We start from the raw sequence: 16,693 nt of genomic DNA, 5'->3' as shown, positions 1-16,693 counted from the left end.
TTCGGATCCGCGATGAGGGTATGCATTCCGCATCATCAGGACCAACAACGGATACGACGAGCTCACGGACCAGGCAAAGCTGGAAGAGGTCTACTCTGTCCAGGTGCGGAATAACGTTGTCGTTGAGGATACGCTGATCCGCTGCGTGACTACCGCAACAGAGCAGGCTGTCGGCATTAAGGAACGTAAATTCAACGCGGAGGTGACGCGCCAGACGATTACGTGGAATGGTTCTCAGGTCGTCAACACACTTAACCCAAGCCGTGACTTTGCAGACGCGGTGCTTCATTCGTTTGTTGCGATAGCTGGACGGGATCCGAACGAGCTAGATATGGAGGAACTCTATTCCATCAGCGCATCAATCAAGGCGAAAGATGAACGTCTTGGATGGTTCGATTTCTCGTTTGACGATAAAGATATTTCGCTCGGACAACGGCTCCAGAGTATCTGCAACGCCGCCAGGGTGACAGTGTTCAGGGATGGGATTAAATGGCGATTCGTTCGAGAAGAGAAGAAGGACATCATCTCAGCGCAGTTCGACGCCAGAAACCTCGCTAACGACGAAACTGGCGGCACTCTGCAATATAAAGGGCATCTTCCGACCAGCTTCGACGGCATAGAGCTGGAGTGGGTCGATGCAACTGACGCCAATGATGATGGCACCGATAAAAAGGCGTACATCAGACTGCGCATTGATGCGGCAAACAAGACGATTTTGGAAGAGGGTTCCGTACGACCCTACAAAATCCAGTTGGCCGGATGCCGCAATAAAGACCAGGCGATGAACCGCGCGCAACTCGAGGCAAGGCGTCTTATCTACCAGCGAACAGCCGTTGAAGATGTCGCCCTCAGTGATGCGAACTTTGTCCAGAAAGGTGACCGCGTCCGGTGGGCTGATGTCTATGATGAAGCGGTGTCCAGTGGTGAGATATTGCAGATTAATGGCGATATCTTCACCACGTCAGAAACCCTGATATTTGAGGCCGGGAAAACGTACAGGGTCAGCATTACCGATCCGTATGGTTATCCGTCGCCGTGGATCACCGCAACGCCAGTAACCGGAAACCCCGGCGCGTTTCAGGCTGATTTTCACAACGCCTACACCGCCGACAACATCAACTCGATGCTTGGTTCGAGGTTTATCCTCACACCATCAGTGGCATCTGATCCGATGGACTTCGTGCTAACGGAGAAATCATCAGGCGAAGACCCGACGCAGATAAAAATCTCACTCTCTCAGTACGACGAACGCATGTTCGAATTCGACTACATGTGACCTAACAGTTGCTACCCACCAAAGCCAGCCATCGTGCTGGCTTTTTTTATGGAAGAAATTCATGTCCCGATATAACACTAATAATCCGGTTCTATCTAACGAAGTAAAAGACTTCAGCGACAACGCACAGATTGTTGATGAGATTGTTCACTCACAGCAGACAACTACGAAAGACCGCTCCGGTAATAATCTGAAGACATGGCGGGGAATTCAGCAGGATGCCAATACTGCTATTGCTAATTTTGGCTACATTACAATGGACAGCTTTGAAGATGGGAACAATCTAACACTTCCTAATCAGGTTCTTCGCTATGAGGCAACTGGTGATTATTACCGCTGGGACGGTGCATTTCTTGTTGGCGGTAAAGTCGTTTGGCGATGCAATAGAGGGGCGAGAATATACTTATTGAGGATATCCATACAGAATCTATTTGGTTGTATACAGTTGATAGTTGCGGTGCAAATAATATGGTTATTCACCTTGTGTGAGCAGAATTTGCATCAGAGTTGTCGCACCTTCAGGTTGATTACGCAGTAGGGGGAAATCAGTAACAGGTGCAGATGCAAGCGGTAACTATATGTATACTGCAAATGATCCTGCTGGTACATCGAATTGGGCAGTATGTGATTCTTTTTGGTTTGGAAAGTGCTATTTGATTAACAATCTATACTCTGGAATTTCAATTCACAATTATGCAGGCGCAATAATCTTCATAAGAAATAATGTTATTCTTAATAATCTTCTCGCTGGTATAAATTCAGACTCGAATGGTGGGTGTTATCAATTTCTTGGGATTGAAGGAAATTACATATACGGTAGCAGAAATTATGAGCTAAACCTTGCAGGTAATCATAGATAATTTGTAATTAGGGGTGGTGTTTTAGTTGCCTCTAATAGAATCACTAAATAGTGATGCAGTTGTATCAGGTAGCGGATTAATATCCATGCGTGCATCATCAACTAATGAAGCACAGAGAAATTACGGATATGTTGATGGTATTATACTTATGGGTAGAGATAAGAGCATTACCATTCAGAACGTTCAAAACCTTAGATAGGTTAACAACATACACCATGCGATGAGGGACAATTCTTACGGCACTATTACCGGGATCGGTACTTGGGCGGTAGCGTTGAGTGCCTGTGAACCAATCGTTTGCTATAACAACTCATTCTATGATATGGCCACTGAAACCTGCATTCTGGTCAATCCGTAACTTGGCGGCGCATCATTAGTGAGTGGTCAAGTATGTAACAATTCCTTCCGTGAAACTGGGGCCATGATAAAAATCATCAATGCAAACCGGATGCTTGTTAGTGGTAATACAGGAACACCTCAGGCAGCATCACCTGTAGGGATCTTTTTATCAGGTACAGGCCTGTTGAGCAATGTATCTAATAACATCATTTCTATGAGCGGAGCGGTTCCTGCTATACAAGCAAGCTCATGTTCAGGATTACTTATTTCAGGTAATAGCCTAAGCAGTAGTGTTCCTGCCGGAAAGGGTATAGTTGCTCTTGATTGCCCAGAAGTAAGGACGTCTACCAACAATATCAGAACTGTTACAAACGCTATAGAAGCTCAAGGCGCATCAGTTCTTACCTGTCACGAGCCATTTGTACCAGCAGTGAACATCGCCAAGACAGGATCAGGGAGTATCACCTACAACACATTTACTACCGCCACTAAATAATAAATGCCAAGGGTTACCCCTTGGCCAATTTGTTTGAATTTATCGCCATCGCTATCACAAAAATCCCCATCGGGGTGTAAAGGAATGGGTTTGTAATAGAAACTCCAGCAGAAAAAATCAGCGCACAAACTATTTGCAATTGTCTTGTTGTAAATTTCTTTATTAGCGTTCTAATCGACAATAAAAATAGAGGAAATATAGATAAAATAATACCGATGAGCCCAGTTTTGTACAGAAGCTCAAGAGGTACTACTTCTATTCTTCCTCTATCAAGAATTTGAGATCCAAATCCATGCCCAAACACAGAATAAAGACCATTCATTTCTTTTATGATAAATTCGAAGTCGTTTATCCTTACTGAATCAGAATCACCAGCCCTATCACCAACAACTACCATAAGAGCAAATCCTGCGGCAACAGCAATACCTATGTATAAAGCATTTTTCACTGCACCATTAATCCTCAAACTGGCGATCATCATCGATATTCCAGCAAAAAGAAACACACCTCTCGTTTCTGTTAAAAAAAGTGCTGAAATAGAAAGCAGGAAAAGAAAATATCTTTTTTCGATAAAGAAAAATATGGCTCCAATACCTATGAAGAAAAATGATTTTGCAAAAAATGCGCCGCTAGGCCTAAAGAAGAATTCTGAGGTTAGTGATAGTGTGCTGTAGAATGATGGGAAGTTCACCATACCAGCCTTCAGCATTACTATATAAAAAATGTAAAGTGATGACGCTATGATACTGAAGATCTTAGTGGTCTTTATAAAGCATTCAACTGAATAACTCGTAATTATTTCGCTCTGAGTGCAGACATATAGCGAAATAAGCATATACGCAAACGGCTGTAAATCAAAAGCTATATCAGAAGTTAAATTTCCGTTCACCGTCCCAACAAATGCCCCGTAAATTGGAAGTCCTACAAGCATTATCATTGTTATTGCAGTGCTTCTTCCTAGTGAGGAGTTCATTGTTAATACATTCAAAATAAATAACGCCAACGCGGCAGCAAATAGTACATATCTAAGTGGTGGAATACCTAAAGGGTCTAAAAGACGACCGCCACCACCAAATACTATCTCAATGATAATCAATGTAATATAAAATTTATTTGTTTTATTCATCTTTATCGTTCTTTTTAAAGTAAATAATCAACAGGCCACTTACTACACCTATAAAGACTGCACCCTCAGTTGATATGCTCATCACAACCCTCAAAATCCAGCGACGAAGGATCATATCGTATGTGCACTAAAATATCGAAGAAAACTAAATCAATGCTTCATAAAATCCAATGATAGTATAAGTATATCATATAGATATGATAATCTGTGCCTAAAAAATAGCATGATAAGAGATTGTACTTGATTCAACCTGCTCGCATTAATACTGTTTTTATATACACTGCTAATTATAGCTTGACATCAATTACATAAAAAATTAACAAACCTGGAGGTCTAATGCTTCGCACAATCATCTGTGACAGATGCAGAAATGAACTCTGCCAGAAGCATCCATTCCAGCGTTATCACAACCGATCATGCCAGATGAAGTCCTACCGCCGCCGTAACTTTGCCATGAAATCTCCGCCTAAAAAACCGTGATGGCTCTCGTCACAGTATCTGCGAATGCCGCCAAAGACCTCCTGATTGCTGTCTATATATACAGTATTATCACCTGAAGTGGAGGTGGATATGCAAGAGCTGACAGGTGGCGATTATGACGGCGAATACACAGAGAAACTGAAACCGACCCGTCCGGCTGGCCCGGATTCATCTGCTGTGCATATGTCGCCTGATTCGCCAAAACATGACGAGGAGGGGAATTCTGAAATGGAATATCCATGCAAGAATGAAGTTGAAATTAAAGGCGTTCCTTATCCTATGACTATATCTGGCGGTGGTGGTTATTGCGGCCATGGTAGTGGGGATGGGGTGGTGAGCGAGTTCTTGGTACTGCTATTTTGCAGTCTGTCGGTAACGTTCAGGCTACCGTCCCCCTGACTGCTCTGCAGACTCAGACCGCTGAATCTACCCTGACCACTCTGCAACAGACCCTACTGCTGCAGCAGTCAATTAACAGCGTAAAAGACGCGACTCAGAACGGAACTTTCTTCCTGAATAACGCCATTCAGAACGTTAATACCGCTGTTACCTCCGTAACGCTGGCTACCGCAATCGCGATTCGTGATGACGGCGATAAAACCCACGAATTGATTAACTCTATCGATCGTCAGAATCTGTCACGTCAACTGGCGGTTGCAGAGAACACCATCGTAGAACTGCGTCAGGGTCGCGACCACGATCACCGCCTGGAAATCCAGATGATTAACAATCAGAACCAGAACCAACTGCAATTCCAGCAGCAGGCTCAGGGACTGGCTTTCCTGCATCACGGTGTTGCTGAGTGCAATCAATGGGCAAAAGCGACCAAACAGAAAGTACTGGTGGGAAACCCGGGTGTGACGACTACCGGCCCGCAGACCGCAAACCCGACTTTAACGGTAAGCGATTTAAACCGGCCCTCCGGGGCCGTTTTTCTGGATCTGGATGAAGAGGAACTGGCATGTACCCGTATTCCAATCTACCCGCGCAAAATCAGCTTACCGGGCTCAACCTTTACGACCCTGCTGTTCGCCAGTGGGTTATGCAGAATGCTCCGCAATATGCAGGCATGTTGCCACAACAGTCACCGCAACAGCCGCAGTTCGTACCCCAGCAGCAGTACGTACAGCCGCAAGTGCCGGCAATCCAGAATTATGGGCTCTCTATCGCAGAACAGCAGTTTTTATATCAGAACGCCAACCTGATCCCGTATTTTTATCAGACGCCGGATTGAAGGGCACTGAACAAAATGCTGGTAGAGGGGCTGCAAAATGTTGGGGGTAAATAGTGGAGACAATACAGCCTCGCCCACCGATACCGAGCCCACCTACGGACGATGATGACTCTCATCAAGGGAATGCGGAAGGGTTATAGCTGCTGAGAAAAAGTGGTGCGCACCGGTAATGACTTAAAGGAGTCTGTACAGTAGTGTGGGGGATAGATTTTTGGAATAGATGAATTCTGAAAGGAGGGGAACAACCGGAACAGCTCGATCCCGAAATTATCCCGAATTTCAATATCCGGTCTTTTTCCGTTATACCACCCGACATTAACATTAACAATTCATTTACGCCGAAAAAAAACCGATCATCACATACTCTTTTTTTCTGGTATTCGGGTTCTTCTCTGCCATTTTCCCGGCTTATGCTCCAGCGGCTTTTGTGCAAAATCCTTCCCGAATTCTTTCTCGTACATTCGCTCGGCCAGTCATGGTATGAGATGTGTTCAAGTTGGCCCAACAGAAATGCCTGATGGGCCAGATCTTATGGATTAACGCATCAATAGCTGACGAATAAAGCCTACATGCAGTTTTACACCCACCTGCAAGGCGGCCTCATCCAGTTTAAAGTAGGGGTTGTGCAGGCCATGGGTAGCGCCAATAGCGTCATTACCGCAGCCGATAAACAGAAAACAACCTGGCCGCTTCTCCTGATATGACGAGAAATCTTCCCCGCCAAACAGTGGAGTATAAACCTCCTCCAGAGCGTCTGGCCCCAACGCGTCAGCCACCACCTGGCGGGCGATAGCACACGCATCTGGATGGTTATCGCCGCTGGAAAAACCCCGTGTCCAGCTAATTTTGTGGCTTGCTCCATGGGCCTGGCAGATACCTGCGACGGTCTGTTCCACCAGTTGTGGTACCTTCTCACGAACCTCACGGTTATGCGTACGCAGCGTCCCCGCCAGACGTGCGCTATCGGGGATCACGTTATAACTGGCTCCGGCCTGGAAAGTGGTGATGCTCAACACCGGCACCGTGAGCGGATCGATTTTACGCGCGACAATATTCTGTAATGACGTTGCAACTTCAGCGCCAATCACAATAGGATCGATGCAGTACTGCGGTGTCGAGCCGTGGCCGCCTTTGCCCTGAATCACGATGTCGAAGTTGTCACAGGCGGCGCTGAAAATCCCCTGCTTCATGTTGACGATCCCGGTTGGGACCGTCGGGAAAACATGGAGTCCGAAGATCATGCTCACATCGTCAAGATACCCGAGATCAACCAGCTCTTGTGCACCGCCCGGTGGCAACTCTTCCGCATGCTGGAAGATAAAACAGACAGACCCCTTTAATTGCTCCCGCATCTGACACAACACACGCGCGGCACCCAGCAGCATCGCGGTGTGGGCATCATGACCACAGGCGTGCATTACCCCGGGGTTGGTCGAGCAGAATGGTTCGTCATTTTTTTCCTGCAATGGCAGGGCATCGATATCCGCACGTAAGGCATAGCATGGACCTTCTGCAACGCCTTGCAGATACGCGACCACACTCGTTGCTGTCGGCCGGCTGATCTTAAGCCCGCCAAAGCGTGTAAGCTGCTCGATGATATAGTCGGCCGTTTTATGCTCCTGAAACGACAGCTCCGGGTTGGCGTGGAGATGACGACGCCATGTCAGGACGTCCTGTTCCACGTCAGCGATGAGTTGTTCAGCATTCATTTTCAGATTCCTTCAGGTGAGAGTTGGTGACGTGATTTGCCCGCCAGCGGTAAAACAATTAACCCGGAAACCACCATAGCCATGGCTAAAAAAATAAAGGTCGTCGTGTAATTACCGCTGATGGTGACTAAATAGCCGATAGCAATCGGTGCGATAAAGCCCCCGAGTGTTCCCCCAGTGTTAATCATGCCCATGCCCGCGCCGATGACTTCGGTCTGCAGGCGTTTCATTGGCAGCGTGAAGACGGTGACAAATGAACCCATCAGGAAGATATAACCAATAAACAGGAACACACTGGAAACCAAAGCCGTTTGACTGATAAATACTAACCAGATGCACAATGCGCTGAGTAGCGAGCTGCAACAGACAAACAGGGGCTCACGTCCTTGCAGGTAGCGCCCGACCAGCCAGCCACTACCGAGTGAGGAAATCCAGATCCCAAGGCCACCCGCTGCAACGACCAGGCTGGAGGTACCTATTGGCATCCCTCGTTGCTGAACGAGGAATTTCGGTAACCAGGCCAACAGGCCATAAGCAGGGATGTTGATACAAAAAATCGAGATAAACAGCAGGATAACGATGGGGTTTTTCAATAAGCCTTTATAACTCACCGCCGCTGCCGCGGATTTTTCATCTGCTGTTTTAGGCGGATTTGGCACCAGCACCAAGACGGCTATCATGATGGTGAAGGCGACCAAACCGAGCCCGGAAAATGAGCCACGCCAGCCAAGATGCGCCAGTACATAGACGGCGATCAGCGGCCCGACGGTCATCGCCAGCCCGGCAGAAGAGAGCAGAATCGATTGGGTAAACGTGCGCTGTTCAAGAGGAAAATTAGCGACGACAGCTTTGGCACACGCCGTTGGATAACCTGAGTGCCCCATACCGGAAAGGAAACGAAAAGTGACCAGCAGACCCAAACTGAAGCCCAGCAAGCCAAAGCACAGAGCAAATCCGCCCAACAATAACAAAGAACAGCAGAGGACTTTCTTAAAACCGATACGATCGTTTAGCCAACCTGCGGGAACCTGAAACAACGAATAAGCGAGGAAAAACATCCCGGTGATATAACCGAGTTGCTCAGGCAGTAAATGAAACTCTTTTTCTATGGGTAGCAGCGCAAAGCCGATAATAGTTTTATCGAGATAAACCACGGCATAACCCATAAACAGCAAAAAAACCATCAACGAACGATTTTTCATCGGATGTATTCCTTTTAATTATCACCCGGAAAACCAACGAATAGGGTGGCGTCTGTTTTTGCGTGACTTACGTCACTTTATGATGTTGATAACAAGTGCTTGCGCCATCGAAATTATCGACTTTATTGAAGGGGCATAAGATACTAATTTTTAATCGGTGATGTTTTTTTCTGATAGGGCTCAGGATGCGCTACTTACCAAAGATTCAGCAGTTGAAAGTCTTTCAGCAGGTGATTCGTAGTGGCAGCATTCGAGGGGCTGCGCGGGCGCTTGGGCAATCGCAACCGGCGGTGAGTCGTACTATTCGGGAACTGGAACAGGTATTGCAAACCCAGTTAATCATTCGCAGCACTCATGGAATGACACTCACCGAAACGGGGCAGGCCTTTTCACGACGTATGCAGCTGATTCTTGAAGAACTCCAGCGCGCCGCTCATGAAATTCAACAACTCGATCAGCTTAAGCAAGGCAGTGTGGCAATTGGTTGCTCCTCACTACTTTCCCTCACTGTCTTACCTGCGCTGGTAGATGCGTTTCGCCAATCCTTTTCACAATCCAATGTATTCATTCATGAAGCACAACTTTCTACGCTATTGCCTGCGTTGCGGGAAGGGCGACTGGACTTTGCCGTTGGTACCGTCAGCCCGGAATTGCCGCTCGATGATTTGATCTGTGAGCCACTGTTTAGCGCCGAATTTTGCATTATCTCTCGCAAAGATAATCCGCTGTCCCGGTCTTCTACATTCGGTGAGTTGACAGAGGCGAAATGGATATTGCCAAAAACGGATATGGGGTATTACCAACAGGTACAGATGGAATGGAGTGAGCTTTATCAGCATCTGATCACGCCAGCAGTACATACTGACTCATTTATTAGCGGTATGAATATGGTACTGGAGACGGGGTATCTGGTGGTGGTTGCCAGAGCGATGGTGCGTTCCATCTGGTTTCAACAACAGCTGGCAATATTGCCGATCGACAACCTGCCGCAGGCACAATATTGCGTACTCTGGTCACAAAAATCGCCCCTCACCAACACGGCTCGCCGTTTTCTCGATCTCTTGCGCGATCATTGCACTCGGTATAACTGGTTGTAGCGGCACAGTAAATCGGGTCACCTTAACAGAGGTGTATGCTTATTATCGAATTACACATCTTTGGTGTAAATGAATGACTATATCTGGCACGCTCTGGGCATGACGTCGGTTATCAGCGAAGAGCGGACAGTGCAGACAAAATTGCTGCTCGAAATGAGGATCACGTCGATATCCATCTCAACCCCAAAATAGGTGTCGACTGGCAACTGCGTGGCCAATAAATGCGCGTCATTACTGCGCCTAACGTTTAGCATCCGCAGTACACGTAGCGTGCTGGCGACATACTGCTGTCAGGCGCAATACCTGGTCTCATACCGGCTTGATGTTCTGATTCATCCGGAAGAGGTTCGTCGGGTCGTACTTTTTCTTGAGCTCCACTAGTCGATTCCAGGTCGCACCGTAAGCGAAGGCGATGCGGTCAGTCTCCTCCTGGGTGAGGAAGTTGATGTATGCACCGCTACTGGCAAACGGTTGTGATTTAGCGAAGAATTCGCGCGCCCAGGTAATGCAGTGCTCATCCTCTGTGGCCGACTCCCAGCGACCATGCACATTCATCACGTAGTTGGCATCCCGACTTGAGTAGGCCATTGCTTCGGGCGAGACGCTGGCTGTCTGGCCTCCAATTGTCCCGATGAATATCTCACACTGGGGTGACGGCAACCTGGCGGCGTATTCGATGATGGCATCGATAACCCCCTCACTGAGTTGCGAGAAGTTGTGCGACTTCCAGTAGTTACGCGCCCCTTTTGACAATAGCGGGTCGAATGCCTGCTGCCAGGCGATATAGGGCTGCACTCCGATGTGCTCGCCGAGCACCGTACCAAACCCGCGTAATGGCTCAATAAGCTTCTCGCCCTCTTTAGGGTCGCCCACATAGCACAGCGCGAGCGCGACCATCTCTTTCCCGTGAACGTCCTCGGGCAGGAAAGGTAGCGGAGGCGCCTTGCGCGTTACCATCCAAACATTGAGCTCTTCCGGCATCGTCTCGGTGAATTGGGCGAACTGCGAGATAACGGACTTTGCCTGATCAAACGGAAACACGATGAGTCCACTCAATACATTCGGCCCGACGGGATGGAGTTGGAATTCGAAGCAAGTAACAACACCGAAGTTGCCACCTCCACCCCGCAACCCCCAAAAGAGATCCGAGTTTTCTGATTCGCTGGCGTGCAGTTGGCTGCCATCTGCCGTAATGACCTCCGCAGAGAGCAGATTGTCTATTGTCATACCGTACTTGCGACTCAGCCAGCCGAACCCGCCGCCGAGCGTCAGGCCAGCCACACCGGTGGTCGAGTTGATGCCCAGTGGCGTGGCAAGGCCATGTGCCTGCACCACCTTATCAAAATCGCCAAGGGTGCAGCCAGGTTCAACGCTAGCCCTGTTGGTTGCCAGGTCCACTTGCACTTTCTTCATCAGCGAGAGGTCGATCATTAGGCCGTCGTCGCACACGGCATTGCCCGCGATATTGTGTCCACCTCCTCGGATCGAAATGAGGAGATTCTGCGTTCGTCCAAATTCGATGGCCTGGACCACATCCTCATGCGACGTGCAGCGGGCGATCAGCGCAGGTTTGCGGTCGATCATGGCGTTCCAGATCTGGCGCACCTCGTCGTAGCCTGCATCGTCAGGAAGAATCACCTCCCCTTGGAAGTGAGTTTTGAACTCGTCGATATTTAGCTTTAGTAACTCCTTCATGATTGTCTCCTACCTTTGAGTATCCCTACTAATTATGGCGGATTTCACAACCCCTGATGGTTTGAAGGGTATTTAATGAGGAGTTTGTGGACTGTGGTCGTAAACAGAATCAGCACCGGAGCACTCATCTGTCTGAGGCCGCTCTGCATGAAGAAATCAGAGGTGTGTTCGGCTATGGGATACAACACATAAACGAAGGTTTGCTGACATGGGTTCTGAACAAGGTACGCCACTTAATGAATATGTTAAATCCATTGGCTGGCGGAAAACACAGGTAGACAAAAGCTCAGCGATTTGAAGATCAGCTATTTAATTAGCTCATCGCTTTCCAGTAACTGATGATACAAATTCATAGTCAATCTCGAGATTAGCTATGTCTGTTTAGAGCGAGGAGCAGACGAATGCTTTAAAGAATGCTGAACTCTTTAAAAGTAAATCGTTTTTTGGCAGGACACCGCGAGCAGAGCAACTATTACTTTTCGGGAAAAGGTGAGTTGTGGATCAGGAAATGCTCAATCGAGTCGATTAAACCGGGAGCTAAGGGGAGCGCGGGTTCGGCGTATGACGCGATATTCGCCTTGCGATCGTCCGAAGCCACCTCTTTCATAACATGGTTCATATTGGGCAGTATAACCAGGGACGCTTGAGGATTCGCGGCCTTAAGCAGTCTTGCATCCGTTTCTTCCACCTGGAGATCGCGTTGCCCTTGTAGCACTATCACGGGTTTGGAAATACTCGAAATGAGATGACCCGGATTATATGAAAACGCATTGATCAAAAACCCCTGAACCGCAGGATTAAAGATACTTTGCAGTGCTGGGTGCATATTCGTAATATCGACTCGCCGCCGATGCTCCAGGGCATCAATTATCGGCAGTGCCTGCTTTAATAGCATTTCGTTTTCCGGATTAGCGTTAAGTTGCCCCCTCAACACCTCTCCCATCGGCCTCCCGGGCGTTGCGATAAGAACCACGCCGCACACATCCTCTTCTTGAGCCGAGGCAAGTGCGACAACGCCCCCTTCGCTGTGTCCTAAAACCCAAATACAGGGAGTGTGCATGTGACGTCTAAGCACGTCTACCCAGGATCGAACGTCGTCAACATAGTCAGCAATCGTCACCGCATTGGCATCCTCTACGGCCATTGCGCTAGCGAACATTCCACGTTTGTCGATACGAAGCGTCGCAAAGCCTTTGGCAGCCAGACCTTCAGCAAGAAGTCGGTAAGGCGATGCATTCACACCAAGCGGGTTGTTTCCATCCCGATCGGTCGGCCCGGAGCCTGGAACGATAAGAACAACGGCTGTTGGTTTTGAATTCGGGGTGAGTAACGTGCCTTTCAAAGGGCCTTTTGGCCCTGCGGCATCCAGGACAGTTTCGGAAAAGGTCACCGGTACTGCCGCCAGACTCACAACTGGGCAAGCGCTCAAAAGGGCAATGGAGGCAGCAATATTCATCGGAGATGTTCCTGTAAAATTCAGCGTACCCGTCAATTTATATTATAAATATGGCCTGCTCTCCATTGATTAATACATCAGCGGCGTTAGAAAAGTCCGCTGCTGGCACGAAGCCGACAGTCAGCGTATATTTTTTCATGGTTGTCCGTGCATATCCCACCGAGCAGAACCCATGTCGTTGTAAACATGCAGGTCAGTAAATGCTGGGAATTTTGTTCGCCTGGCGGCTTCAGCTAAAGCACGGCAGTAATCCTTATCTCCACTCTTTATGATGAAATTCTGCAAGGTACCGTCCATATTGAAATCCAGATGCACATTACATCTTTTACCATTCCAGGCGTGTGGTTTGGTAAGTGCTGCATCGAGTGCTTTTTTTATACCTGATGCTTGTTCGCCATAAATGTCTTTATCGGTGACTTTACCTGAACGCTTGTAAGAGCACGAATCAAGAGCGCTTTTCTTCTGGCAATCTTTTGGGGTAAGTGGAGTGCAGCCAGCAATGGTTGCTAGCATTACTACCAGCATCAAGAATTTGGTCATGTCTAAGTCCGTTTATTATTTTTCCAAAAAGTACCGATATACACCAATGACTGGGGCATTATGACATGTAAATCAGAAGAAGGATTTGTTGGCTCATAATCCCACCAATTTTAGGGGGAATGTCAGACTGGAAAATAGCAGCAAGGAGTCAGGAAGAACGCGGTAAGGTTGACGGTGTGTGGTAGACCGTATTTTGTTACATCTGTGATGCTGTGGGAGAAGCAATAGGATAATATATTCTTACCACAGTTATTTTTTGCGACGAACCCGGCGATGATCGACTTAAGGTATTATGTGAATGCTATTAAAAACAGAGAGAAAGTAAAATGCATTCAAGAGAGCAGGGAAAAAGATGATTTAGCAGAAGTTGAGACTATCTCTAAGGTATGGCTTCATGAGAGTGGTGTGATAATCAGCTACACCAATGAACTTGAAGCAATGCAAAGTTCCGCTTATGTTTGTCCTGAATGTTGGATCTGTTGGGAGGTCACAGATGCGGCTGGACAGAATATCAGACCCATGAAGAAACAATTTCATAATGTTTGCCAGGAATCATTTTGGTTAAAAATGAAATGATGGCTTGCGCCTTATTTCATTTTTCCAGGAGCAGCAATTATTCTAGCTGATGGCGACTGTATGTTTATCTTTATCCGGACCGAAAGAGTTTAACCACTGTGCTTGCTGCCGCAGCAATAAATAGATTAGCTATGCACAGAAAAAATCATATCAGCACAAATTGAACGTTCCTTATGCTTAATTCAACAGTAATATCTTAACGTTTCGCATTCAGTCTTCAGTCTGGGGCTCATTGAAATACTGATATCAGGATGTCGGAAGATCCGGTTACTGCTACTGAGTTCTGGTACAGGACGTAATCCGACCATACTCAAACGGAGGAAATATGAGTAAGCAACATCAGGCACTCATCATTGGTGCATCTCGGGGGATCGGGCTTGGTCTGAGTCAGGAGCTGCATCACCGGGGATGGGCAGTCTCTGCAACGCGCAGGCAGTCTGTTGGCGCTGAGACGTATCCAGAAATTACGTGGCTGACTCTCGATATTAATGATGTGCAGCAAAGCACTGCTTTCGGTCAGTTGCTGCAGCCAGGGCAATACGATGTCATTCTGATTAATGCTGGCGTGCAGGGTCCGGAGCTTCAGTCAGTCAGTTCCGCGACGCCAGAAGAGCTCTTGTCCTTGTTTATGACCAATACGTTCTCGCCTATCAGGTTAGCAAATTTAGTGCTTGATGCCGTTAAGCCGGGAACAGGGATCCTGGCCTTCACCAGTTCAAAGCTTGCCAGCCTGAACGAAAACACGCAGGCTGATATGCCTCTCTACTCGGCAAGTAAATCCGCCCTGAACATGCTGACACGCGCCTTGTTACCGGAGACAGATTCTCGTGGTCTGACGCTTCTGTCACTGCATCCGGGCTGGGTGCAGACTGATATGGGTGGTGCGCAGGCACCGCTTACGGTTGAAGAAAGCGTTAAGGGGCTGGCTAACGTTCTGGACAGTTATCAAGGAAAGGGTGGGCACCATTTCGTGGACTACACCTCAACGCCGCTGACCTGGTAGCCGCAATAAGACACTTTGCCCATTCAGGAGACAAAACCTGAATGGGTATCTGGACATCGTATTTTTCAGCTTAAAGCCTGGCTGAAAAGACCTCGCAATCCGTTGATGTTTCAGCTGTAACCGCAGGCTTTAAAAACACAACGTAGATCGGTTGTTTCTAAGAATCTTTTATTTATACGAATTATAAAGAAAAAATAAAATTCAGGACAATGCGGGAACCATATTCCGTCTCTTTTTTAGTGCAAAATACGCTGTCATTTCCTGGCACAAACCTGCGCCACACGCTGTACTCTTTTTAAACAATTCCATACTTTGCCCCTCAATCGCCCTGGTTTTTTGCCTCTGCTATTCAATTTTTGGGGTGTGTCGTATGGGAGAGGAGGAGAGATGAAACAGCCTGATAATGTCTATCTGCGCGTTGACGGAAACCAGTGGCGGCACGTCTGGATTGTAGGCGACCTCCACGGGTGCTTCGCCTTGCTGATGGCCAAATTACGCGAATGCCATTTTGATCCCTGGCAGGATTTGCTGGTCTCGGTAGGTGATGTTATCGATCGTGGGCCGGACAGTCTGGGCTGCCTCCGGTTACTGCGTAAAAACTGGATGGTGGCGATCAGAGGGAACCATGAGCAAATGGCGATGGATGCGCTGAAATCAGAAGAGCCTTCGTTATGGTCGATGAATGGCGGGGGCTGGTTTATGGCGTTACCGGCAATACAGCAGGCGCAGGCAAGGCGCGCGCTGGAAGATTGCCGCGAACTTCCGTGGATTCTGGAGCTGCATTGCCACAATGGCATGCATGTTGTGGCGCATGCTGATTATCCGGACGATGAGTATCAGTGGCAAAAGCCTGTCGACTTGCATGAGGTGTTGTGGAGTCGCACGCGTCTGAGTGAACGACTGGCGGGACGCGGTGGCGGTATTAGTGGGGCGGATCACTTCTGGTTTGGCCATACCCCGTTACGTCATCGCGTGGATATAGATAACCTGCACTATATTGATACCGGTGCTGTTTTCGGTGGCGAACTGACGTTGGTCCAGTTGCAGTAATCAGAAATCGCTGTATTTCTGGGCCGGCAGCCAGAATCCATCGATGAAGTCTTCTATCGGGAAGCAGCCTCCATGGCGAATTCGCTGATCGTCCATTGAGAACAGGCACTGTTGCTCAGTATTGTAGACATCCACCACGATATCCTCGCAACCGCCATCCAGGTAGCAAACAAAAAGTACCAGTGCGAACATTCCATCCTCAAATTGTACTGCCGTACCGTTAGTGTAGGAGAGGTTATCGTTGGAGGGAAAGGGAGAAATAAATAACCCGTCTGGCGACGGGTTCTTTTTGAGTCAGGCAAGACGCATGACCCAGGCATCGGAATGGCGATCGTAGCGGGTGCGGAATAGAACGGAATGTTCTCCATTGAGGAGGGCGGGGATGCTGGTTTCGTCGTCCCAGGCATCCAGTTGCATACATAAATCGGGATCGGATTTGCACGGAATGGTTAACGTTCGATCCCCCGGTGATTCACCGTGTAACTCACCGTCATCAATTTCAAAAGCGCCAATACGCACACTGGTTTTCATCATTTGCTCTCCGTTGAAATTCG

General features: G+C 48.0%; 17 protein-coding genes. 9 read left to right on the top strand and 8 right to left on the bottom strand.

Going from position 1 to position 16,693, the window contains the following annotated elements; translation table 11 throughout:
• The first annotated feature begins 31 nt into the window (after positions 1–31).
• From JM656_RS12920 to JM656_RS12910, 3 genes are all read left to right on the top strand, one after another.
• The gene (locus tag JM656_RS12920) at positions 32–1,276 is read left to right on the top strand and encodes a host specificity factor TipJ family phage tail protein (protein WP_370552335.1); all 1,245 of its coding nucleotides are present in this window, start codon (positions 32–34) and stop codon (positions 1,274–1,276) included.
• Positions 1,277–1,337: 61 nt separating this feature from the next.
• Positions 1,338–1,814 (top strand): hypothetical protein, encoded by a 477-nt coding sequence (locus JM656_RS12915; protein WP_203358140.1) that lies wholly within the window; start codon positions 1,338–1,340, stop codon positions 1,812–1,814.
• A gap of 743 nt (positions 1,815–2,557) precedes the next feature.
• On the top strand, positions 2,558–2,971 hold the full coding sequence (locus JM656_RS12910) for a hypothetical protein (RefSeq protein WP_203358139.1): 414 nt from the start codon (positions 2,558–2,560) through the stop codon (positions 2,969–2,971).
• 13 nt (positions 2,972–2,984) lie between these two features.
• On the opposite strand, the gene JM656_RS12905 is transcribed toward JM656_RS12910, so the two are convergent.
• Positions 2,985–4,097 (bottom strand): oligosaccharide repeat unit polymerase, encoded by a 1,113-nt coding sequence (locus JM656_RS12905; protein ID WP_203358138.1) that lies wholly within the window; start codon positions 4,095–4,097, stop codon positions 2,985–2,987.
• A 570-nt stretch (positions 4,098–4,667) separates the two neighbouring features.
• On the opposite strand from JM656_RS12905, the gene JM656_RS12900 reads away from it, so the two are divergent.
• Positions 4,668–4,976, top strand: coding sequence for a hypothetical protein (locus tag JM656_RS12900; protein ID WP_203358137.1), 309 nt, complete (start codon positions 4,668–4,670; stop codon positions 4,974–4,976).
• The gene (locus JM656_RS12895; protein WP_203358136.1) at positions 4,937–5,782 is read left to right on the top strand and encodes a hypothetical protein; all 846 of its coding nucleotides are present in this window, start codon (positions 4,937–4,939) and stop codon (positions 5,780–5,782) included. The genes JM656_RS12900 and JM656_RS12895 overlap by 40 nt, the downstream gene beginning before the upstream one ends.
• 565 nt (positions 5,783–6,347) lie before the next feature.
• On the opposite strand, the gene JM656_RS12890 is transcribed toward JM656_RS12895, so the two are convergent.
• Together JM656_RS12890 and JM656_RS12885 are read right to left on the bottom strand one after the other, a co-directional pair.
• Positions 6,348–7,520: an amidohydrolase gene (locus JM656_RS12890; RefSeq protein ID WP_203358135.1), complete on the bottom strand. Its 1,173-nt coding sequence runs from the start codon at positions 7,518–7,520 to the stop codon at positions 6,348–6,350.
• Positions 7,521–7,522: 2 nt separating this feature from the next.
• Positions 7,523–8,722: an MFS transporter gene (locus JM656_RS12885; protein ID WP_203358134.1), complete on the bottom strand. Its 1,200-nt coding sequence runs from the start codon at positions 8,720–8,722 to the stop codon at positions 7,523–7,525.
• Positions 8,723–8,907: 185 nt separating this feature from the next.
• Between JM656_RS12885 and JM656_RS12880 the strand changes: the two genes are divergently transcribed.
• Entirely contained in the window at positions 8,908–9,819 is a 912-nt protein-coding gene (locus JM656_RS12880; RefSeq protein ID WP_203358133.1) for a LysR substrate-binding domain-containing protein, read from the top strand.
• 309 nt (positions 9,820–10,128) lie between these two features.
• Here JM656_RS12880 and JM656_RS12875 read toward each other — a convergent pair whose 3' ends face one another.
• The 3 genes from JM656_RS12875 to JM656_RS12865 form a co-directional block, all read right to left on the bottom strand.
• A complete protein-coding gene (locus JM656_RS12875; protein WP_203358132.1) occupies positions 10,129–11,514 on the bottom strand; it encodes an FAD-binding oxidoreductase in 1,386 nt (461 codons plus the stop codon).
• A gap of 472 nt (positions 11,515–11,986) precedes the next feature.
• Positions 11,987–12,970, bottom strand: coding sequence for an alpha/beta hydrolase (locus JM656_RS12870; RefSeq protein ID WP_203358131.1), 984 nt, complete (start codon positions 12,968–12,970; stop codon positions 11,987–11,989).
• 135 nt (positions 12,971–13,105) lie between these two features.
• The gene (locus tag JM656_RS12865; protein ID WP_203358130.1) at positions 13,106–13,510 is read right to left on the bottom strand and encodes a cell envelope integrity TolA C-terminal domain-containing protein; all 405 of its coding nucleotides are present in this window, start codon (positions 13,508–13,510) and stop codon (positions 13,106–13,108) included.
• 294 nt (positions 13,511–13,804) lie between these two features.
• Here JM656_RS12865 and JM656_RS12860 point away from each other — a divergent pair, with 294 nt between their 5' ends.
• The 3 genes from JM656_RS12860 (at position 13,805) to pphA (ending at position 16,139) form a co-directional block, all read left to right on the top strand.
• Entirely contained in the window at positions 13,805–14,086 is a 282-nt protein-coding gene (locus JM656_RS12860) for a hypothetical protein (protein WP_238929145.1), read from the top strand.
• A gap of 325 nt (positions 14,087–14,411) precedes the next feature.
• Positions 14,412–15,089 (top strand): SDR family oxidoreductase, encoded by a 678-nt coding sequence (locus JM656_RS12855; protein WP_203358128.1) that lies wholly within the window; start codon positions 14,412–14,414, stop codon positions 15,087–15,089.
• Positions 15,090–15,476: 387 nt separating this feature from the next.
• Positions 15,477–16,139 (top strand): protein-serine/threonine phosphatase, encoded by a 663-nt coding sequence (gene pphA / locus JM656_RS12850; RefSeq protein ID WP_203358127.1) that lies wholly within the window; start codon positions 15,477–15,479, stop codon positions 16,137–16,139.
• Here pphA and JM656_RS12845 read toward each other — a convergent pair whose 3' ends face one another.
• Both JM656_RS12845 and JM656_RS12840 read right to left on the bottom strand, forming a co-directional pair.
• Entirely contained in the window at positions 16,140–16,331 is a 192-nt protein-coding gene (locus JM656_RS12845) for a YebW family protein (RefSeq protein ID WP_203358126.1), read from the bottom strand.
• 102 nt (positions 16,332–16,433) lie between these two features.
• Positions 16,434–16,670 (bottom strand): YebV family protein, encoded by a 237-nt coding sequence (locus tag JM656_RS12840; RefSeq protein WP_192614329.1) that lies wholly within the window; start codon positions 16,668–16,670, stop codon positions 16,434–16,436.
• Positions 16,671–16,693 lie beyond the last annotated feature (23 nt).

Source organism: Citrobacter sp. R56 (assembly GCF_016811995.1).
GTDB classification, from domain to species: Bacteria; Pseudomonadota; Gammaproteobacteria; order Enterobacterales; family Enterobacteriaceae; genus Citrobacter_D; species Citrobacter_D enshiensis.
This window is presented reverse-complemented; position numbering and strand designations above follow the sequence as displayed.